Below are 21,258 nucleotides of genomic sequence, written 5' to 3' on the forward strand. Positions count from 1 at the left end.
CTTCAAGCGTGTTCATAAACCTAATTGTTGTGATTACTCATTTCAAATAAAAATCCCCACTAAAAAAAGCGTCTGATTTTGCAATACTTAGCTGACGATACTTATTCAAAAAATCATAAAACTGCTGATTAATCAGTGGATCATCAAGAGCACTAGTATCAAAAATAGAGGTAATGGTGGTGTACTCTAAAGAGAGGGTAAATTTACTACCTATACAGCTAGCGAGTAGCATTTTCGCTGATTGATAAGAAAAACGTAGGCTCAAAATTTTCAGCTTTGGAACAAAAATAAGATGATTATTATGATTGAGGATCTCCGTGATCCCCGCAATAGTTATCGTTTGATAGCTGTCTAATGATTTTCGTAAGCCAACTTCTATTTTTTGTCCTTGAGTTCGTAAAAAATCAATAAATTCTCCAAGTGCAGGAGAGGTGGCATTGATTGCAGCTCCTAGTAATAATTGAATAAACGCTTGAGCAACAGAAAAATCAAAGGTTTGTTTATGAAGTTTCTTTGTCTCAACTTTATTGTGCCCTAGAAGTGGTAAATGGTTGAGCGTGTCTAACCAATGTTCGGGACGATAATAGGCTTCATTATCCTCTTTTTTTAATGCGGCAAGATGGTTTGCCATAATAGAAATAAGCCCAATTTGGATATTTTTAAGTTGTGACATTTTTTCTATTTCAGAAGGCTCAAAAGGTTTTGGCGACGCAATGATAAATTGCACCAAACCTTCTGAATCTTTTATATTTTGAGAATGTAATGCATTCATCGATAAGGTTTGTGGAAAAGGAGGAGTAACAGGTTCCGCAAAATAGTGATCAGCATTCATAATGTTTTTGAGTAAATCAGATTGTTTATTAGTCATAAATATTATCCTTACGTAGTTATACCTCCTTCATTAAAACTTAATTAAGTGAAAATTTAGAGACCAAAATTTATTAACAATATGACAGCCATAACATTGTGTTTACAAATTGTGTGGTCTTTAAGCGAAATTCAATGTTATATGGTATGTTTAATAAATAACCTTACCTATTTTGATAGTTTGAACATGCTGTCAGTATAAAAATAAGAAGGAGGAGCTATGTCGTTACGTTTGAAGAAAGAGAGCCATTCCACGCTCTTAGTCGGATCTCAAAAATATGAGTACTACCGTCTTTCAGAAGTTGCTCGCCAGTTAGGTGATATTACCCGTCTTCCTAAATCACTGAAGGTGTTACTAGAAAACTTAGTGCGTCATCTCGATGGTGATACAGTCGTTGACGAGGATATTAAGGCGCTAGTTGAGTGGCAAAAAACAGCTCATGCATCACGTGAAATTGCGTATCGACCTGCAAGGGTGCTGATGCAAGATTTTACAGGTGTGCCTGCGGTTGTTGATTTAGCGGCTATGCGTGAAGCTGTGAAATCTTTAGGTGGGCAAGTGGATAAAGTTAATCCATTATCACCCGTTGATCTAGTTATTGACCACTCTGTTATGGTTGATGAATATGCCAGTAAAAATGCGTTTGCTGAAAACGTGGAAATTGAAATGGAGCGTAACTATGAACGCTACCTTTTCTTGCGTTGGGGACAACAATCCTTTGAACGCTTCCGTGTCGTGCCGCCAGGGACAGGAATTTGTCATCAGGTAAATCTTGAGTATTTAGGCAAAGCTATTTGGTCTGAAATGCAAAATGGGCATCATGTAGCTTATCCTGATACATTAGTCGGTACGGATTCTCATACCACCATGATCAATGGCCTTGGCGTGTTAGGTTGGGGGGTAGGAGGCATTGAAGCAGAAGCTGCAATGTTAGGTCAACCTATCTCTATGCTAATTCCAGATGTTGTTGGTTTTAAACTGACAGGAAAATTACGTGAAGGGATCACGGCAACTGATCTGGTATTAACCGTCACACAGATGTTGCGTGCGCATGGTGTTGTAGGTAAATTTGTGGAGTTTTATGGCGATGGTTTAGCATCATTACCTTTAGCCGATCGTGCAACAATAGCGAATATGTCGCCAGAATATGGCGCGACCTGCGGATTCTTTCCAATAGATGATATCACTCTTGATTATTTGCGTTTAACAGGACGTGAAGAGCAAGAGATTGCACTTGTTGAAGCGTATAGCAAAGAGCAAGGTCTATGGAGACACACAGGCGATGAACCTATCTTTACGTCAACATTATCGCTAGATATGGGAACCGTTGAGGCAAGCCTTGCAGGGCCTAAACGTCCTCAAGATAGAGTTAATTTACCGAGTGTACCTAAGGCATTTAAAGCCGCAGTCGATCTTGAAACCAATAAGAAACCACTGGTGCAATTTCCTCAAGTAAAAATTGATGATTATCCTGCTTTTGAGTTAACCGATGGTGCTGTCGTTATTGCGGCAATCACATCATGTACCAATACATCAAACCCTAATGTCTTAATGGCAGCCGGATTACTGGCTAAAAATGCGGTAGAAAAAGGATTACAGCGTAAACCTTGGGTTAAATCTTCTTTGGCTCCAGGCTCGAAAGTGGTGACGGATTATCTTAATTTAGCAGGACTAACACCTTATCTTGATAAATTAGGGTTTAATCTTGTGGGGTATGGTTGCACAACATGTATTGGTAACTCAGGACCTTTATTAGCACCGATTGAAAGTGCGATTAAGGATAATGACTTAACTATTGCGGCTGTATTATCTGGTAACCGTAACTTTGAAGGTCGAATTCATCCCTTAGTGAAAACCAACTGGTTAGCATCACCGCCTTTAGTGGTCGCTTATGCCTTATCAGGAAATATGAATATCGATCTTACTAAAGAGCCATTAGGTAAAGATAAACAGGGTGCTCCTGTTTATTTAAAAGATATTTGGCCAGACAGCAAGGCGATTGCTGATGCTGTCGAAAAAGTGAAAACAGAGATGTTCCATAAAGAGTACTCTGCCGTGTTTGAAGGTGATGAGACATGGAAATCACTGCAAATACAAGATACTCCTGTTTATGATTGGCAACCAGATTCTACCTATATTCGACATCCTCCTTTCTTTGAAGGAATGTCAAAAGTGCCAGCTCCGATTAAAGATATTCATCAAGCCAGTATTTTGGCTATTTTAGGTGATTCGGTGACAACGGATCATATTTCACCCGCAGGTAATATTAAGGAGGATAGTCCTGCAGGGCGTTATTTACGTGAACATGGTGTCGAGCCGAAAGATTTTAACTCTTATGGATCAAGACGCGGCAATCATGAAGTAATGATGCGAGGCACATTTGCCAATATTCGTATTCGTAACGAGATGGTACCAGGCGTTGAAGGTGGTTTTACCAAGCATATTCCAACCGGCGAAACACTGGCTATTTATGATGCAGCCATGCGTTATCAACAAGAAGATACGCCACTGGTGATTATTGCCGGTAGTGAATATGGTTCTGGTTCTAGCCGAGATTGGGCTGCGAAGGGAACGCGTTTATTAGGAGTACGAGCTGTCATTGCAGGCTCTTTTGAGCGTATTCACCGTTCTAACTTAATCGGTATGGGGGTGTTACCTTTAGAGTTTCCTAAAGGGGTATCTCGTCAAACATTAGGCTTAAAAGGGGATGAGAAAATTGAGATCACAGGGCTTAATGCATTAATACCGAGCCAAGATATCGCGGTTAATATTACTTTTGCAGATAATCGTACTGAAACTATTATGGCGCGTTGTCGTATTGATACTCAAACCGAATTAGCTTATTTCCAACATGGTGGTATATTGCATTATGTGATTAGAAATATGTTATAAATAATATTCTAATAACATAGATAAAAAATATTAAGTTATTATCATAAAAGACAGTATTTAAAATTTTAAATACTGTCTTTCTATTTTAAATTAATAGGTCTATTTTTTTATTTAATGTTACCTAATTATTTTTTTCTTTATATTATTCCAATGGTTCTTGTTTTGGAGGAGTTTCTATTTTAATAAGATTATATTAAATAGACGCGAGGCGTATAATGAAAAAATATATTATTACAAATGAATCAAAAGAATATAATGGTGTTACCCTGTTTAAAATTAAAAGAGTATATACTGGTAGTCCAGGGGGATGGATTGAAAATGAAAGTAATTTAAGTCGAGAAGGTGGTTGTTTTATTTATGATGATGCAATGGTATTTGGTAATGCGAAAGTGATAGAAAATGCAATAATATCTAAAAATGCTAAAGTTTATGATAATGCGATAATTTCAGGTAATGCATCAGTATCTGATAATGCAGAAATATATGATTCTGCTGTAGTCACACAAAACGCGAGCATTAAAAATAGAGCTAGTGTTAGAGGAAATGCAAAAATTGAAGGTAATGCGGTTGTTTTTAATGATGCTATTGTTGAAGGGAATTCCGTCATATCAGGTAATGAAAAAATTGAATATTATATAGGTAATTGGGAAGATATTGAAAGTGTAATACAATTTACTTTTTATATTAATCACCTGGATCAAGAATCAAATATTTGTGTAAATGGTAAACATCAAGTTCCTATCGGTGTTGGTTTAATTGTACTAGATAAAGAAAAAAGACATTTTAAAGTGTCAGAAGAAGAAATGCATAAAAATATTTTTATTGTTGATGATAAAAATGAAGCGTTAAATTCAGATATACATATTTCTAAAGAAGCAAAGGGTTATATTTATCCTCACAGTGATAATTATTATGAGCAAATAAATTATTCAGCATGTATATGGTATGTATCTGTTGATAAAATCATGGATACTTTAAAACTATGTGCACAATTTACTGCCAATGGTACAAAATATACAACCGCTTTTAGACCTAATAGTCCTATATATCGGCAGAGTGTTGTAACATTAAATGTGATACCGCCCCGCGTTTTTACAAAAGAGGATATGGATATTGATCCGCTAATATACCCAGAAGTAGAAAAAAATGTGTTAATGCCCGGTGGAACGCTGTCTAAGTATTACCTTGCATTTAATGGTAATGGCGGTGCAATAACAACAAGTGCAGAGTGTGAGGAAAATAAAGATTTTTATTATTATCATAAAAATAATTATCAATTAATAGGTACATCAACGGATCAATCGGTTTTATTCGATCCTTCTGGTTATTATACAAAGAATTTCCATTTTGATAAAATGTCCTCAATTCAAATAACATCAATTAATAAAGAAAGAGTAGGATTATGTTTCTGGACTTATAGTATAAACTATGGTCTACCATTTTCTTCAAGTAAGAAAGAAGACAAAATGGATTGTATTATTCGAGATCAATATGGGAATGGTGCTAATGTTTCAGTTAAAGCAGATGAAAATAATAAATTAATTTTCATGTTAGATAATAAAGTGAAATTAGCCTATTAATTTTTATATTGAGATTAAATTTAATCACTAGTTATTAATTTTATACACTTTCTATAAGTAATATAGGTGTAAGGCGAGTTTCACTCTCAATAAAAAATACCATCTTTCTGTTTTAAATAGAATACATACTAAAATTTAACTATTAAATTTTTTATTAGTAATAATAAAAGCTTTAATTAATAAAAAGGACATTTTATGAAATATAAGTTTACTAATTAATAGAATAAAAGGAATAAATAAAAAATCCGAGCGCTTAGACTCGGATTTGAAAAGAATTAATGCTGTGTTGTTGCTGTATTATTGCACTTTCTTAAATAAAAGATGGCCCATTTTATCGGCTTTAGTATCAAGATAATGTGCATTACTTGGATTACGTCCGACGATCAAAGGAACTCTTTCAATAACATTAATCCCTGCCGCTTTCATTATTTCAATTTTCTTCGGATTATTGGTTAATAATCGAACTTCATGAACACCTAATAGGTTATACATATCAGCACAAAGGGTAAAATCACGTTCATCAGCTTTAAAACCTAACTCGAGGTTTGCTTCAACGGTATCTAATCCTTTATCTTGTAACGCATAAGCACGTATTTTATTTAGTAATCCAATATTTCGCCCTTCTTGGCGATGATAAAGTAATACGCCCCGACCTGTTTTGCTTATTTGTGAAAGTGCGGCTTCAAGTTGGAAACCACAATCACAACGTAGGCTAAATAAAGCATCACCCGTTAAACATTCTGAATGAATACGAGATAATACAGGCTCTGAGCCTGAAATATCGCCATAAACAAGGGCGACATGATCTTTACCTGTTGCGATTTCTTCAAAACCAACCATTAAAAACTCACCAAAAGGAGTAGGTAGTTTTGCTTCTGCGATACGTCTTAATTTCATTATTTTTTGACTCATAATTTCAGGTGAAACTCTCGTTCAAGTTCAAGATTATACACTTTATAACGAGAACAAAGAGAAATAAAACACTGAAATACTTCCATGTCTGATAGGCAAGGAAATTGGATAACACACACTTATAAATTCACACCAATACAAATTATCAGATTTTGCACCTTCTTGCATAATGATTTATTGCTAAACTTGCATCGTTTATACTGATAATCTTTAGCTGTAAGTGGAAGATAACATTTGTATTTGAGAAGGGACAATATATTGAGTAAGCAAATGGCAAAGTTGATTCTATTAGGTAGTATGTTGCTCTTAATCATACCAAGTGCCGTGTTGATATTGGGTTGGAAATGGCAACCTACTGATCACCCTTTCGGTGGCATAAGTACATTATGGATAGCAGATAGTGCTGCGAAACCTTGGGGAGCTGTGACGGTTATTATTTTTTTAGCGTTGCTCTTTATCGCTTTGAAATTAAAACGTAACCATTTTATTCAATTGGCAGTGATAATTATTATTACATTATCTATTGGCCAATTAATTAAGGTTGCGGTTAAAAATACAGTAAAAGAACCTCGTCCTTATGTTGTTTGGGTCAGTGAAAATTTACACATTACACCAGAGGCTTTTTATCAAGTATCAAGACCTGAGCGAGAACAATTACTCCAAAATGGATTAGTTAATTCATCGGTGATCCCTGAATGGCAACTTCAATATTGGAAAGCTGAGACGGGTTATGCTTTTCCGTCTGGTCATAGTTTATTTTCAGCCACACTCGCATTATTTGTTTTTGTCCTTTTTATGTTGCGTCGTCATTATTTTTTAGCGTCACTCGGGTTATTATGGGGGATAGATGTCACGGTAGGGCGTATTGTATTAGGAATGCACTGGGCATCTGATGTGATTGTCGGTATTCTTATTAGCACAGTGCTGGTTTGGTGTGCATTTAAGGTGATTGAGCGACGTTTATTGCTCAAATCCTGACGATAGCCCTTATTTTTGAGATACAGAATGTCTTTTTCGATATTTATGTGAAAAAATATACGAAAATCAGATGATTCTAAGAAATGACTTTCTTTGTGCGCAGTGAAAATGCTACCTTTATCTGTCTACTAAAGAAAAGAGAATAAAAAAGGAAATAATGTGAAAAAAGTCCTACTTTTTATTTTGGTTATTCTTGTTCTTGCCATCGTGGTGATTGCCATGACTTTAGGCTCAAATAACGATCAGGTAGTCACATTTAATTACCTTATTGCTCAAGGTGAATATCGTATTTCTACCTTGTTAGCGATCCTGTTTGGTGTGGGCTTTGTACTTGGTTGGATTGTAAGTGGTGTTTTTTATCTACGTGTACGCTTATCACTAGGCCGAGCAAAGCGTAAAATTAAACGTCTTGAAAGCGCCCAAACAAAACAAGAAAGCCAAGAAAGTCGCCCAACGGTTGCTTCCGCTACGAAATAAGGACGATAGCTGATGCTAGAATTGCTGTTTCTGTTATTACCTGTCGCGGCGGCTTACGGCTGGTATATGGGGCGTCGCGGCGCTCAACAGGACAAACAGCAGAATGCCGATCGCCTGTCACGTGAGTATGTGGCAGGTGTTAACTTTTTACTCTCTGATCAACAAGATAAAGCCGTTGATCTTTTCCTCGAAATGCTTAAAGAAGATAGTTCGGCTTTTGAAGCTCATCTTACTTTAGGTAATCTTTTTCGCTCTCGTGGCGAAGTCGAACGAGCTATTCGTATCCACCAATCGTTAATGGAGAGTGCTGCGCTTTCCTTTGATCAACGTCTACTTGCTGTTCAACAGTTAGGGCGTGACTATGTGGCGGCGGGTGTTTACGATCGAGCTGAAAATATGTTTCAGCAACTTATTGATGAACAAGAATTTCGCCAAAGTGCTCTACAATCCTTGTTGGCTATTTATCAGTTAACCAGTGATTGGGGAAAAGCGATAGAGACGGCTGAAAAATTAGTTAAATTAGGTCAGCATGAATTAAAAGAACAAATTTCACATTTTTATTGTGAATTGGCACTTCAAGAAATGAGCAGTGATAATCTTGATAGCGCGATTAATTTGTTGCAAAAAGCAGGGCAAATGGATCCTTTTTGTGCCCGTGTTTCAATTATGTATGGTCGTATTTATATTGCTCGTGATGATAAACAAAAAGCTATTGATGTTTTAATGAAAGTTATTGAGCAAGATAAAGAGATGGTCAGTGAAACCTTACCTATGCTTTTTGAATGTTTCCAAGCTCAAGGTGATACTTCTCGTTGGGAAGCTTATTTACGTCAATGTGTAGATAGTAATTGTGGTGCAATTGCGGAGCTTTACCTTGCAGACATTATTGAAGCTAAAGAAGGTATTGAAGCGGCTCAGTTATACATTAATCGTCAATTAGAACGTCATCCAACCATGCGTCTATTCTATCGTTTAATGCGTTACCATTTAGCTGAAGCGGAAGAAGGACGTGCCAAAGAGAGCCTTATCTTATTGCGCTATATGGTGGGTGAACAAATTCGCACAAAACCAGATTATCGATGTCATAAATGTGGTTTTACCTCTCATGCATTATATTGGCATTGTCCATCCTGTCGTTCATGGGATACCGTTAAACCTATTCGCGGTTTAGATGGTCAGTGATAATGTCACTTTTTTAATAGTCTCTTTATAAATAAAGGCCCTAAAATGTCATTTCATTGTGATAAAAAATCGCCCGAGCTTACCTGCGCGCCCGTTATTGTGGCACTAGACTATGAAGACCAAAAAAGTGCATTAGATTTTGCACAGCGTATTGATCCCTCATCTTGTCGTTTAAAAATTGGTAAAGAGATGTTTACCCGTTTTGGACCTCAATTTGTGACTCAATTACAAAAAGAAGGGTTTGATATTTTCTTAGATTTAAAATTTCATGATATTCCCAATACCGTTGCAAGAGCAGTTGCAGCGGCGGCTGATTTAGGTGTATGGATGGTCAATGTACACGCGAGTGGTGGAAGTCGTATGATGCGTGCGGCTAAAGAGAGTCTAGCAGCCTTTGGTAAAGATGCGCCACTTTTAACAGCAGTGACTGTACTTACCAGTATGGATCAATCTGATTTGATTGAATTGGGAATAACATTGACGCCTGCAGAACAAGCAGAGCGCTTGGCATTACTGACAAAATCTTGTGGTCTTGATGGTGTTGTCTGTTCTGCTCATGAGGCAACGCGTTTTAAACAAGTTTGTGGTGATGATTTCTTATTAGTGACACCAGGTATTCGCCCTGCAGGAAGTGATGTTGGCGATCAGCGTCGCGTCATGACACCAGAACAAGCCATTGTAGCAGGGGTTGATTATATGGTGATTGGACGTCCTATTACACGTAGTGATAATCCTCTTGAAACATTGCAACAAATTAATCGTTCTATACAAGGTATGTAAATGGATAATAACTCTCGTTTGGTTTATTCCACAGATACAGGTCGCATAAAAGAAGAAGAACAAAAGCCAGTACGCCCTGCTGGTGATGGTATTGTGCGTATTCAACGTCAAACTAGTGGACGTAAAGGCAAAGGGGTTTGTGTTGTTTCAGGTATCGATCTGGATGATGCAGAGTTAGCCAAACTAGCGGCTGAATTGAAGAAAAAATGTGGCTGTGGTGGTAGTGTCAAAGACGGTTTAATTGAGATCCAAGGCGATAAGCGTGATTTAATTAAATCGCTATTAGAAGCCAAAGGAATGAAAGTTAAACTTGCTGGTGGCTGATTTATAGTATGGAAGAAGATAAGAAAGGCTCTAAAATTACGATCACAGGTTATTCTGATTAATTATTAGTAAAACAGCGAGTTCATCAATAATATCATAGGTGACATTGTCACCTATTTTTTTGCATTTCATTCTATTCATTCTCATCGATTTTTAGATATTTAGCTGGTACTGAAAGTGTTAGCCAAACACCATTATCTGCTTGATAAAATTCAAAACCTTCACTAAACATTTTTTCACTATCCACCGTTAAAACAACGGCTTTTCCATGACGATTGCCGACATTCACGGCTGTTTTATAATCTTGTGAAAGGTGAACGTATTGACGACCATTTGGTATTAAGCCTTGATCAAAAATGCTGGTGATAAAGCGAGTAGCCGTGCCGTGATAAAGTATTTTAGGAGGAGTAATAGCTTGGTAATCAACCGTAGTCTTAAGAGAGTGTCCTTGAACGGCACGAATAAAAAGTCCATCTTCTGAGATAGCAAAACGCTTTTTATCATTGGTTTCTACAACGTCTTTAATTAACTTAAGGGTTAGTGGTGTTCCATTTTTCTGTGCTAATGAAATTAATGTTGATATTTCTCCCCAACCTTGATCATCTAATGTTAAACCAATACTTTCAGGGGCATGACGTAATATATAACTTAAAAAACGACTAATTTGTACTTTGTCTTTCATTAATTCAATCCATTCGTTATTTACTAAATTTATGGTCTGAGTGTTCTATTTTCTTAATACCATAAAAGATCCCTTTTTTATTCCCTTTAAATTTCTAGTGTTGTGTCTAGCAAAAATAAGAGGCATAAAAAAACTGATGGCTTAAAATGAACCATCAGTTTTATTGTATACCGACCACAGACTAATTAGATAGGGCGAGCAACGATATTACGTGTTTCCAGTTTTACATCTTCGATACGAACAGGAATGATATCATTGAGTTTATAAGCACTTTCGCCTTTCACAATCACTGTCCCCGTTTCTTGACTACATTGAATTTCATCACGCACAGCATGTAAGAAAGGAGCCGGAATAAAGGCGACCGCACCATTTTCAACTAAACGGACACGAACACCACCACGCGTAATATCAATAATTTCTGCATTAAATGATGTTTCAGTACCAGCAAAAGGTTTTAAGAAACGTGCATATAACCAATCACCCACATCACGCTCAGCCATACGATTAGCACGACGGCGTTCTGCAATACGAATACCATCTTCTTCTTGTGGCTTTTCAGCGGGTTCTTTGCTGATAATCGCTTTGAGTAAACGGTGATTTAAAATATCACTGTATTTACGAATTGGTGAAGTCCATGTTGCATAAGCTTCTAAACCTAAACCAAAGTGTGGGCCTGGCTCTGATTTGATTTCAGCAAAGTTTTGGTAACGACGAATACGACTATCAAGGAATTGATTCGGTTGGTTATCAAGTTCACGACGTAATTGGCAGAAGCCTTCAAGCGTTAATAAACGTTCAGATGTTGTTTCAATACCGTTATCTTTTAAGGTCTGTACAACTTGATCGATATAGAGTGGATCAAAACCAGTATGAACGTTATAAACACCAAAGCCTAAGTTTTTCGCCAGCACTTTAGCTGCACAGATATTGGCTGTGATCATTGCTTCTTCGACAATGCGGTTTGCGATACGACGTTTTTCTGCAACGATATCTAAAACATTACCGCCTTCATCAAGAATAAAACGGTAATCAGGACGTTCTTTAAAGACTAGAGCATGTTTTTCACGCCATTCATGACGTTTTTCACACATCTCTTTTAATAACATCACTTGCTCATGAACCATTTCATTTTCAGGTTGCCATTGTGAGTTTTCACCTTCAAGCCAATCTGAAATGTTGTCATAAACCAGTTTAGCTTTTGATTCTACCCATGCAGAATAGAAGTGAATGTCTTCATGTAATGCACCATCTTGTGCAATGCTGACTTGGCAGACTAATGCTGGGCGCTTTTCATTAGGACGTAATGAGCAAATGTTATCAGATAGCTCACGAGGTAACATTGGGATATTAAAGCCAGGCAGATAATTAGTCAGCGCGCGTTGTGCCGCAATTTTATCTAATTCGCTATTTGGCAGAATATAAGCCGTAGGATCGGCGATTGCGATAAATAGTGTTAATTGGCCGTTATCTTCTTTACGAATAAAGAGCGCGTCATCCATATCTTCTGTTGAGGCACTATCAATAGTGACAAAGGAGAGAGAAGTCAGATCTTCGCGAGGTAATGCGTCATGTAATGTTAGCGCTTCGTCACCCATTTCAGGGGCATCACGTTCAAGTTGATGACGCATTAAGGTCACCCACCAAGGCGCGAAGTGATCATCTTTATCCGTAATATAGTCAGTTATTTCTGCTTGAAAACCTTTATCACCTTTATTCAGTGGGTGGCGACGCATTACGGCAACTGCCCAATCTTGATCCACAAAGCTATGCGTTAAACCTTGAGCTGGACGGCAAGGGATCACATCTTTTAAAAGAGGATGGTCTGGGATTATCCACAGACGGTTATCACCTTCTTTTTTCTGAATACGGCCGACAAAACGTGTTAAGAAAGGTTCGACTAATTCTTCGGGTTCAACCGATTCTTTATCACCGTTTGTATGAACGGCAGCAATAACTCGGTCGCCGTGCATCACTTTTTTCATTTGCGGAGGGGGAATAAAATAGCTTTTCTGACCATCAACTTCAAGGAAGCCAAAGCCTTTATCTGTTCCCTTTACAAGGCCTTCCACGCGCGGTGTCTGGGCATGGAGTTGCTGTTTTAGCTGTGCAAGCAGCGGATTGTCTTGAAACATATTTTTCCGGAAAGTCGGCAGTTTTAATAATAAAAAGTGGGCAATAGTTTTATTCGATTGTATGTAGTGACGCAAGTAATATTGCATCAGAAAAACAGACAAATCGGTAAAAAATTATTCAGGATCTGTTTTTTCTTTAAATTCACACAGATCTTCAATAATACAAGAGCCACACCGTGGTTTTCGTGCAATACAGGTATAACGACCATGAAGAATAAGCCAATGGTGACAATCAACTTTAAATTCTGCCGGAACAACCTTTAACAGTTTTTGTTCTACTTCATTGACATTTTTACCGGGGGCGAAACCTGTGCGATTACTTACTCTAAAGATATGTGTATCGACAGCAATGGTTGGCCAACCAAATGCTGTGTTTAAAACGACATTTGCTGTTTTACGACCAACACCAGGTAAGGCTTCTAGGGCTTCTCTGTTTTCAGGAACTTCACTGTTATGTTTATCGACTAAGATTTGACAGGTCTTAATCACATTTTCAGCTTTAGTATTATAGAGGCCAATGGTTTTAATATATTCTTTAAGACCATCCACCCCTAAATTGAGTATCGCTTGTGGTGTATTGGCAACTGGATAAAGTTTAGCAGTTGCCTTATTGACACTCACATCGGTCGCTTGTGCAGAGAGTAACACGGAGATCAATAGTTCAAACGGAGAGTCAAATTTTAGCTCTGTCGTAGGTTGCGGATTGTTATCACGCAACCGAGTTAGAATTTCAATACGTTTTGCTTGATTCATTATGCTCACAAATTAATTTTTAACGATATGACTACCACAGCCTTGCTCTTTTTCGTAAGTTTTCGTTGTCAAAGCGCTGCGCTTTTTCTGTCTTTCATCGATAAGGTATTTTGCTGCCAACATAAAGCCTAAGCCGATAAAAGCACCTGGTGGCAAAATGGCGAGTAAGAAGGGTGAGTCTAAATGTATTATCTCAACTCTTAATACTTGAGCCCATTCGCCTAACAATAAATCTGCACCGTCAAATAATGTTCCGTTACCTAAAATTTCACGGATCGCGCCTAACACAAAGAGTGCGGCTGTTGCCCCTAATCCCATTGCTAAACCATCAATGGCAGAAGGAAAGACTTCATTTTTAGCAGCGAAGGCTTCAGCACGGCCAATAACAATACAGTTGGTGACTATTAATGGAATAAAGATCCCCAACGATTGGTATAAACCGTAGGCGTATGCGTTGATCAGTAATTGCACAGCACTGACGACAGACGCAATTATCATAACATAAATTGGGATACGAATTTCAGAGGGAACCCAACGACGTAAGCTAGAAACAGCCACATTGGTGCAAAATAGCACTAATGTTGTCGCAATACCTAAGCCTAAGGCGTTTGTTGCTGTGGAGGAAACCGCCAGCAAAGGGCATAGACCAAGTAATTGCACTAAGGCTGAGTTGTTTGTCCATAACCCTTGGGCAAAGAGCGTTTTGATGGAGTTCATATTAATTCGCCTCACAGACAGAGAGTGTATCGAGTTTCTCTGGTAATGATTGTATTAGCCATGCTGTGCGTTTTGATGAGTTAACGACAGCGCGGGGGGTGATTGTCGCACCTGTAAATTGATCAAAATCTCCGCCATCTTTTTTTACTGCCCAGTGTGGATCGTTTTCACTGGAAATGAATTTATTACTTAGCGTTGTGATCCAATCGGAAATGCGTGTCTCAATTTTATCACCCAGACCAGGCGTTTCGTTATGTGCGGTTACACGAACCCCTAGCACGTTGCCTTTAAAGTCAGCGCCAACAAGAAGCTCAATTGCACCTGAATAACCATCTGGGGCGGTAGATTCTAAGGCTGCTGCAACAGGTTTACCTTCTAAACGCGCAACATAAAGTTTATGAGGTTTTGAATTTCCCAATTCAGGGGCCGTAAGTAGATAACAATCTTTAGAAAGCTCATTGTCATACATTGCTTGAGGGATCACCTGATCCAATAATTTCTGTTTTTCTATAGCCATTTGTTCTGCAATGGTGTTTGCGGTTAAGTGGTATACCACAGCGGTTAAACCCGTAGTACAAGCTGCAAAGATAGCTAATGTGAGTCCATGGCGTTTTAAGATTTCGATCATCATTTTCTCCTTAGCAATTAATGGCCATAAACACGAGGGCGTGTATAGCTATCAATAAGAGGTACAGCAATATTGGCTAGTAATACAGAGAAGGCAACGGCATCTGGGTATCCGCCATAAACACGTATAACCCAAACTAATAAACCAATCATTCCCGCATAAATTAAACGACCTTTAGGTGTTGTTGAGGCGCTAACAGGATCAGTAGCAATAAAAAATGCACCTAACATTGTCGCTCCAGAGAAAATCTGTAATAACGGTTGTGAGTAACGAGTAGGGTCGATACCCCAGCTAATAACCGAACAAAGCGCTAATACAGAAATCATCGCAACAGGGATATGCCAGCTAATAATGCGTTTATAAAGTAGAACTAATCCACCAATTAAATAAGCGACATTCACCCATTGCCACCCAATGCCGGCAAATTCACCTTGTAAAATAGGTGTCGCTAAGACTTCATCAATAGAATGTGTGAGTAAGCCTGTTTTAAAACTATCTAGAGGTGTTGCTTGTGTAATGCCATCAACAGAGCGTCTCAAATCTTCAAGCGTTAAACCTGATGAGGTATGACCTGTAAAGAAGATACTTAAGCTGTCCATGACATTGTAAGAAACTGCTTGTAATTCAACAGGAGGCATCCACGATGTCATTTGTACTGGGAATGAGATCAGTAAAACTACATACCCTACCATTGCAGGGTTAAATGGATTTTGCCCTAAACCGCCATAAATATGTTTTGCGATAACAATCGCAACAAAAGTGCCTAAAACAATGATCCACCAAGGCGCTAAAGGTGGAATGCTAATGGCGAGTAATACGCCTGTCAGTAGTGCTGAATTGTCTTTCAGATAAAGTAAAGGATCTTCTTTTTTAAGCTTTACGCAGAGTGTTTCAGTGACAAGCGCCACAATAATAGCTAACACAATTTGGTAAATAGTGCCTAAGCCAAAGAAATAGATCTGGCTTAAGATCCCCGGCAGTGCTGCTAATGTTACCCATAGCATAACTTGGCTGGTGGATTGCTGATTATGCGTAAAAGGGGAACTCGAAATTTTTAATTTACTGTTGTTATTTTGTATCGGTCTAAATTTCATCTGTGATTAATCCAAGGTAACTTCTTCTTTAGCTCGACGTTGTTCGGCTTCTTTTTTTGCTTTTACTCTGGCAATAGCGGCGGCAACGGCAGCTTTACGTGGATCGACATCTTCGGCTTTAGCGCTTTCAACAGGCGCTTCAACGGCTGGCGTTGCTTGAGAGGCTTGTTCGGCTTCTTTTTTCGCTTTTACTCTGGCAATAGCAGCGGCAACGGCAGCTTTACGTGGATCGACATCTTCGGCTTCAGCGTTTTCAACAGGCGCTTCAACGGCTGGCGTTGCTTGAGAGGCTTGTTCGGCTTCTTTTTTCGCTTTTACTCTAGCAATAGCAGCGGCAACGGCAGCTTTACGTGGATCGACATCTTCGGCTTTAGCGCTTTCAACAGGCGCTTCAACGGCTGGCATTGCTTGAGAGGCTTGTTCGGCTTCTTTTTTCGCTTTTACTCTGGCAATAGCGGCGGCAACAGCAGCTTTACGTGGATCGACATCTTCGGCTTTAGCGCTTTCAACAGGCGCTTCAACGGCTGGCGTTGTTTGGGAAACTTGCTGTGCTTTCTTTGCTTTCACACGAGCCAATGCAGCGGCAACGGCAGCTTTACGTGGATCAGCATCTTCACTCTTACTCGTTATACTCTCACTTGAGGTTTCTAGTGCCTTTTGCTGTGCTATTTTAGCCGCTTGTTTTGCTCTAACTTCTTCTTTACGTTTTTTACGTGCGGCAATAGCGGCTGCGTTATCCGGCTCTTCTCCCGCTTTAACAGAAATAATTTTCCCGATACTTTGTTTCGTTTTTACACGAGAAAGTGCTGATTGAACTTCACTGTGTTCTTTATCATCAAGTTTAACTGCCGCACGTTGATGCCTTGCTTCACGCTCAAGTTTTTCACGCTCCATACGTAATTTTTTGGCTTCAAAACGCGCTTTAGCTTCAGCTGCTCGTTTGGCTTCCGCATCAATTTCACGAATTTCAGCCTTTTCTTGGCGATAGTATTGAACTAACGGAATATTACTTGGGCAAACAAATGCACAAGCACCACATTCAATACAATCAAATAAATTATGTTGTTGTGCCTTCTCATGCTCTTTACCTTTACTAAACCAGTAAAGTTGTTGCGGTAATAAGCCACTAGGGCAAGCATCAACACAATGACCACAACGGATACAGGCTTCTTCAAGGTTATCTGTATCCATCTCTTCAACTGAAGGGATAAGTAGACAGTTGGTTATCTTAACTACAGGGGCATTTAAGTCGGGTAAGGTAAAGCCCATTAATGGCCCCCCCATAATCACCATTTGTTCAGAGCCAGCAACAAATCCCGCTTGTTTTAGCAATGAATAAATAGGGGTACCTAAACGCGCCCAAAAGTTACCTGGTGTTTTAGCACCATTACCAGTGACCGTGACAACACGCTCAATTAAAGGCTCATCATCAATAATGGCACGTTTGATGGCAACAACAGTACCGACGTTTTGCATCAAAACACCAATATCAGATGAACGACCACCTGATGGCACTTCTTTGCCTGTTAAGATTTTGGTGAGTTGTTTCGCACCACCTGATGGGTATTTTGTTGGGATAACACGAATGAAAATACGTTTTTCATCAGGTACTGCACTTAAGGCATGTTTTAATGACTCGATGGCTTCAGGCTTGTTATCTTCAATACCAATTAACACTTCATCGGGAGAGAGAAGGTGAATTAAGATCTGACACCCTGCAATCACTTCATCAGCATGCTCCTGCATTAAGCGATCGTCGGCAGTAATATATGGCTCACATTCTGCTGCATTGATGATAAGTGTTTTAATGAGATCGCCACCACCTTTTAATTTTGTGGCTGTTGGAAATCCAGCTCCACCTAATCCCGCTATACCCGCTTCATGAATACGAGTGAGTAAAACCTCTTTACTTTGTGATTGATAATCCACAAGAGGGAATTGTTCACGCCACTCATCTTTACCGTCAGATTGAATTCTTACTGCAATTTCAGGTAACCCAGAAGGGTGAGTACTTGGAAAAGGTTCTATTGCTGTAACTATACCAGAGATAGAGGCATGTACCGGTAATGTCCTGCCAACCCCTCTTGTTAACGGTTGACCTTTTAATACATGTTCGCCTACATTGACACAAAGTTGACCCGGTACACCTAAGTGCTGATGAATAGGAATAATGACTTCATCAGGTAATTGCGCTATACGCATTGGTGTACGACTTGACTGCAATTTCATTTCAGGAGGATGAATACCACCTTTAAAATCCCAGATTTTATCTTTTTTAAATAACGAAAAGAGATTAAACATGAGCGTTATCCTCCGTCTTTAATGACGGTTCATCTTCAGGTGTTTCTTCCGGCTCTGCTGGAATGTTTTTTACTGGGATGGTATTTAAATCCCATTTCCAATTTGAGGTTGTTACTTTGACGGGCACTAAGGTAATACAGTCAGTAGGGCAAGGAGGAACGCATAAGTCACATCCAGTACATAAGTCTTCAATAACCGTATGCATTGCGCGCGTTGCACCGACAATGGCATCAACAGGGCACGCTTGAATACACTTAGTGCATCCTATGCAATTATCTTCATCAATTAAGGCGACTTTTCTAATTGGATTTAACGCTTCTTCGTCACCATCAAGCGGTTGAGGATCAACACCCATCAATTCTGCGATTTTTAACATCACCTGTTCGCCGCCCGGTGCACAACGGTTAATCATTTCACCATTGTTTGCAACCGCGTCGGCATAAGGGCGACACCCCGGATGACCACATTGTCCGCATTGGCTTTGCGGTAATATCGCGTCAATTTTTTCAACAATAGGATCTTCTTCCACTTTGAAACGGCGAGCGGAATATCCCAAAATTAGCCCAAAGATAAGACCTAGCGCACCGAGTACGCCAATTGCTATCCATAAAGAATTCATTACAGTTTCACCAAACCACTAAAACCCATAAAGGCGAGAGACATTAAACCTGCGGTAATTAAACCAATTGAAGCACCTTTAAATGGCGCAGGGACATTTGCCACTGCTAATCTTTCTCTAATAGCGGCAAATAATACCATCACAAGAGAAAAACCTACTGCTGCACCAAAACCATAAACAGCCGACTGCATAAACGTGTGTGCTTGATTGATATTTAATAACGCAACGCCTAAGACAGCACAGTTTGTGGTAATTAAAGGTAAGAAGATCCCCAACAAACGATAGAGTGTCGGGCTTGTTTTTCTTACGACCATTTCAGTGAATTGTACAACTACTGCAATAACTAAAATAAAGCTCAGTGTGCGTAAATAAAGTAAGTCCAAAGGAACTAAAATAAAATTATCCATCAGCCAAGAGCTAATCGAGGCGAGAGTCATAACAAAGGTCGTCGCAAATCCCATTCCAATCGCGGTTTCTAATTTTTTTGATACACCCATAAATGGGCATAAACCTAGGAATTTGACGAGTACAAAGTTATTCACCAATACGGTGCCGACGAATAGAAGCAAGTAATCAGTCATTGTTATGCCAAAATTGTTAAACAGAGAAACAAAAAGCCTCCTGAAATAAAGAGGCTAAATAAGTGTATATAATATCAAGGGTAAAGACGCGAAGTTATCGAACTTGTGTGAAAGTTTCACGCACACGTTTAGAGTACTTGATATAGGGCACAAAGCAGACAGTCGAGAAAACAGACCATAGAAGGGATTGTAATGCTGTTTGGTCATCTACGGGCGCAAAGCCAAAGCTCTTAATTGCTAATAGTAAGTTGATAAGCAACCAAAAAACAAATAGGCGCGGAAAGTTTTTAGCACGATAAAAAAATTGTCTTAGTAGATAAAGTGTAAAGCTAAACATTACCCATGTTGTTAACGCGGAAAGATACCAGCTTGATATCAAATGAAAAGGAAGCTGGTGGAGGATCGAAAAATCTGAAAAATATTTAATAATATAGAGAACAGACATCAACCCAGAACCAATAACTGACAAGATCATATAAGCCAATGGCGCAAGCAACCACCCGGTAATAGGCGCTTTTCCTGAAAGGTTATTCTGCGTGTTTGCTTTGAGATCAAATTTCATTAATTAATTATTCCTACTCGTATGTATAGAACTAAACGGGATATTATCACAAACTTTGTTATTATTTATTTAACTACAAAAGTGAAAGTGATTTTTGTTAATAAAAAAAGCATATAAAAATAGGATAGGGTTATGGCAATTAAACTCAATGTTGGAATTATCGGGTATGGCTATGCAAGTAAAACTTTTCATGCACCGCTAATAACAACAACCGATGGCTTAAATCTTAGTGCAATTTCAAGTTCTGATGAAAATAAAGTCAGACAAGATTTTCCTCAGATTACGGTTTATGCAGATCCTCAAGCACTTATTAATGATCCCTCAATAGATTTAATCATTATCCCTACACCGAATAATACTCACTATTCACTGGCTTCACAGGCCCTGAAAAAAGGTAAACATGTCATTGTGGATAAACCGTTTACACTGACACTGGAAGAAGCTGAAAAATTGACTCAGCAAGCAACCGATGCTGGTAAACTTCTGTCTGTCTTTCATAATCGCCGTTGGGACTCCGGTTTCTTAACAGTTAAAAAACTTTTAGCAGATAAAACACTCGGTGAGATTAGTGCCTATGAAGCGCATTTTGATCGGTTTCGCCCAACCGTGCGTCAACGTTGGCGAGAAGATGCCGGAATGGGGGGCGGGCTTTGGTATGATTTAGCGCCCCATGTTCTTGATCAAGCTGTTTGCCTATTTGGTGAGCCTAAAGCAATTACTGCAGATATTGCTCAATTACGTCCTAATGCAAAAAATGCCGATTATTTTCATGCATTATTAGAATATGACAATCTTAGAGTTGTTCTTCACGCTTCTATGCTCGTCGCATCTCCAACACCTATTTTTGCCATTCATGGAACAAAAGGAAGTTATGTTAAATATGGTTTAGATACCCAAGAAGATGCCTTAAAAGCCGGTTATCTTCCTAATCAAACTTATAATTGGGGAATGGATCATAGTGATGGTGAATTAACAATACTATCAGAGTCTGGTGAATTAGAGACAACGACACTAACTACACTTTCTGGTGATTATCCCGCTTACTATCAACAAATTTATCGTGCAATTACATTGGGTGAAGACAATCCCGTTACGCCAATACAAGCAACAGCCATTATGCGTTTGATTGAAGCTGGCGAAATTTCAAATCGTTTAAAACAAACTATTACGCTATAAGCTAAAGGGAGCGCTAAATC

General features: G+C 38.8%; 20 protein-coding genes. 8 read left to right on the plus strand and 12 right to left on the minus strand.

Features of this window, described 5'->3' with window-relative positions; genetic code table 11:
* Positions 1-37: 37 nt before the first annotated feature.
* The gene (locus H1225_RS06120) at positions 38-868 is read right to left on the minus strand and encodes a hypothetical protein (protein ID WP_109847582.1); all 831 of its coding nucleotides are present in this window, start codon (positions 866-868) and stop codon (positions 38-40) included.
* A 219-nt stretch (positions 869-1,087) separates the two neighbouring features.
* Here H1225_RS06120 and acnA point away from each other — a divergent pair, with 219 nt between their 5' ends.
* On the plus strand, positions 1,088-3,760 hold the full coding sequence (gene acnA / locus H1225_RS06125) for an aconitate hydratase AcnA (protein ID WP_161671559.1): 2,673 nt from the start codon (positions 1,088-1,090) through the stop codon (positions 3,758-3,760).
* A 215-nt stretch (positions 3,761-3,975) separates the two neighbouring features.
* On the plus strand, positions 3,976-5,340 hold the full coding sequence (locus H1225_RS06130; protein ID WP_109400382.1) for an LbetaH domain-containing protein: 1,365 nt from the start codon (positions 3,976-3,978) through the stop codon (positions 5,338-5,340).
* A gap of 297 nt (positions 5,341-5,637) precedes the next feature.
* Here the strand turns inward: H1225_RS06130 and ribA are convergent, their stop codons facing one another.
* The gene (gene ribA / locus H1225_RS06135; RefSeq protein WP_109400383.1) at positions 5,638-6,237 is read right to left on the minus strand and encodes a GTP cyclohydrolase II; all 600 of its coding nucleotides are present in this window, start codon (positions 6,235-6,237) and stop codon (positions 5,638-5,640) included.
* Between the two features lie 285 nt (positions 6,238-6,522).
* Here ribA and pgpB point away from each other — a divergent pair, with 285 nt between their 5' ends.
* The 5 genes from pgpB to yciH all read left to right on the plus strand — a co-directional run bounded on the left by pgpB (position 6,523) and on the right by yciH (position 9,993).
* Positions 6,523-7,230 carry a phosphatidylglycerophosphatase B gene (pgpB, locus tag H1225_RS06140; RefSeq protein WP_006536945.1) on the plus strand — a complete coding sequence of 236 codons (708 nt, stop codon included), beginning with the start codon at positions 6,523-6,525 and terminating at the stop codon, positions 7,228-7,230.
* Positions 7,231-7,389: 159 nt separating this feature from the next.
* On the plus strand, positions 7,390-7,707 hold the full coding sequence (locus tag H1225_RS06145) for a LapA family protein (protein WP_072063882.1): 318 nt from the start codon (positions 7,390-7,392) through the stop codon (positions 7,705-7,707).
* Positions 7,708-7,719: 12 nt separating this feature from the next.
* Complete coding sequence (gene lapB / locus H1225_RS06150; RefSeq protein ID WP_161669294.1) at positions 7,720-8,889, plus strand: lipopolysaccharide assembly protein LapB; 1,170 nt, start codon at positions 7,720-7,722, stop codon at positions 8,887-8,889.
* Positions 8,890-8,934: 45 nt separating this feature from the next.
* Complete coding sequence (gene pyrF / locus H1225_RS06155) at positions 8,935-9,669, plus strand: orotidine-5'-phosphate decarboxylase (RefSeq protein ID WP_006536942.1); 735 nt, start codon at positions 8,935-8,937, stop codon at positions 9,667-9,669.
* The gene (gene yciH, locus H1225_RS06160; protein WP_006536941.1) at positions 9,670-9,993 is read left to right on the plus strand and encodes a stress response translation initiation inhibitor YciH; all 324 of its coding nucleotides are present in this window, start codon (positions 9,670-9,672) and stop codon (positions 9,991-9,993) included.
* Positions 9,994-10,126: 133 nt separating this feature from the next.
* Here yciH and H1225_RS06165 read toward each other — a convergent pair whose 3' ends face one another.
* The 10 genes from H1225_RS06165 to H1225_RS06210 all read right to left on the minus strand — a co-directional run bounded on the left by H1225_RS06165 (position 10,127) and on the right by H1225_RS06210 (position 20,062).
* A complete protein-coding gene (locus H1225_RS06165) occupies positions 10,127-10,675 on the minus strand; it encodes an RNA 2'-phosphotransferase (RefSeq protein WP_109400385.1) in 549 nt (182 codons plus the stop codon).
* A 185-nt stretch (positions 10,676-10,860) separates the two neighbouring features.
* A complete protein-coding gene (locus tag H1225_RS06170) occupies positions 10,861-12,807 on the minus strand; it encodes an exoribonuclease II (RefSeq protein WP_006536939.1) in 1,947 nt (648 codons plus the stop codon).
* A gap of 114 nt (positions 12,808-12,921) precedes the next feature.
* Positions 12,922-13,560, minus strand: a complete 639-nt coding sequence (gene nth, locus H1225_RS06175) for an endonuclease III (RefSeq protein WP_006536938.1) — start codon at positions 13,558-13,560, stop codon at positions 12,922-12,924.
* Positions 13,561-13,572: 12 nt separating this feature from the next.
* Positions 13,573-14,277 carry an electron transport complex subunit E gene (locus tag H1225_RS06180; protein ID WP_072063886.1) on the minus strand — a complete coding sequence of 235 codons (705 nt, stop codon included), beginning with the start codon at positions 14,275-14,277 and terminating at the stop codon, positions 13,573-13,575.
* A 1-nt stretch (position 14,278) separates the two neighbouring features.
* The gene (gene rsxG / locus H1225_RS06185) at positions 14,279-14,905 is read right to left on the minus strand and encodes an electron transport complex subunit RsxG (protein WP_239739556.1); all 627 of its coding nucleotides are present in this window, start codon (positions 14,903-14,905) and stop codon (positions 14,279-14,281) included.
* Positions 14,906-14,922: 17 nt separating this feature from the next.
* Positions 14,923-15,999, minus strand: a complete 1,077-nt coding sequence (gene rsxD / locus H1225_RS06190) for an electron transport complex subunit RsxD (RefSeq protein WP_161671557.1) — start codon at positions 15,997-15,999, stop codon at positions 14,923-14,925.
* A 6-nt stretch (positions 16,000-16,005) separates the two neighbouring features.
* Positions 16,006-18,300 carry an electron transport complex subunit RsxC gene (rsxC, locus tag H1225_RS06195; protein ID WP_239739557.1) on the minus strand — a complete coding sequence of 765 codons (2,295 nt, stop codon included), beginning with the start codon at positions 18,298-18,300 and terminating at the stop codon, positions 16,006-16,008.
* Complete coding sequence (gene rsxB, locus H1225_RS06200) at positions 18,293-18,919, minus strand: electron transport complex subunit RsxB (protein ID WP_006536931.1); 627 nt, start codon at positions 18,917-18,919, stop codon at positions 18,293-18,295. The genes rsxC and rsxB overlap by 8 nt, the downstream gene beginning before the upstream one ends.
* On the minus strand, positions 18,919-19,500 hold the full coding sequence (gene rsxA / locus H1225_RS06205) for an electron transport complex subunit RsxA (protein WP_006536930.1): 582 nt from the start codon (positions 19,498-19,500) through the stop codon (positions 18,919-18,921). Before rsxA ends, rsxB begins: the two co-directional genes overlap by 1 nt.
* A 94-nt stretch (positions 19,501-19,594) precedes the next feature.
* Complete coding sequence (locus H1225_RS06210) at positions 19,595-20,062, minus strand: DUF2569 domain-containing protein (protein WP_109848436.1); 468 nt, start codon at positions 20,060-20,062, stop codon at positions 19,595-19,597.
* Positions 20,063-20,194: 132 nt separating this feature from the next.
* Between H1225_RS06210 and H1225_RS06215 the strand changes: the two genes are divergently transcribed.
* Positions 20,195-21,238 carry an oxidoreductase gene (locus tag H1225_RS06215; RefSeq protein ID WP_109848437.1) on the plus strand — a complete coding sequence of 348 codons (1,044 nt, stop codon included), beginning with the start codon at positions 20,195-20,197 and terminating at the stop codon, positions 21,236-21,238.
* The last annotated feature ends 20 nt before the right edge of the window (positions 21,239-21,258 follow it).

Source organism: Proteus penneri (assembly GCF_022369495.1).
Classification (GTDB): Bacteria; Pseudomonadota; Gammaproteobacteria; order Enterobacterales; family Enterobacteriaceae; genus Proteus; species Proteus penneri.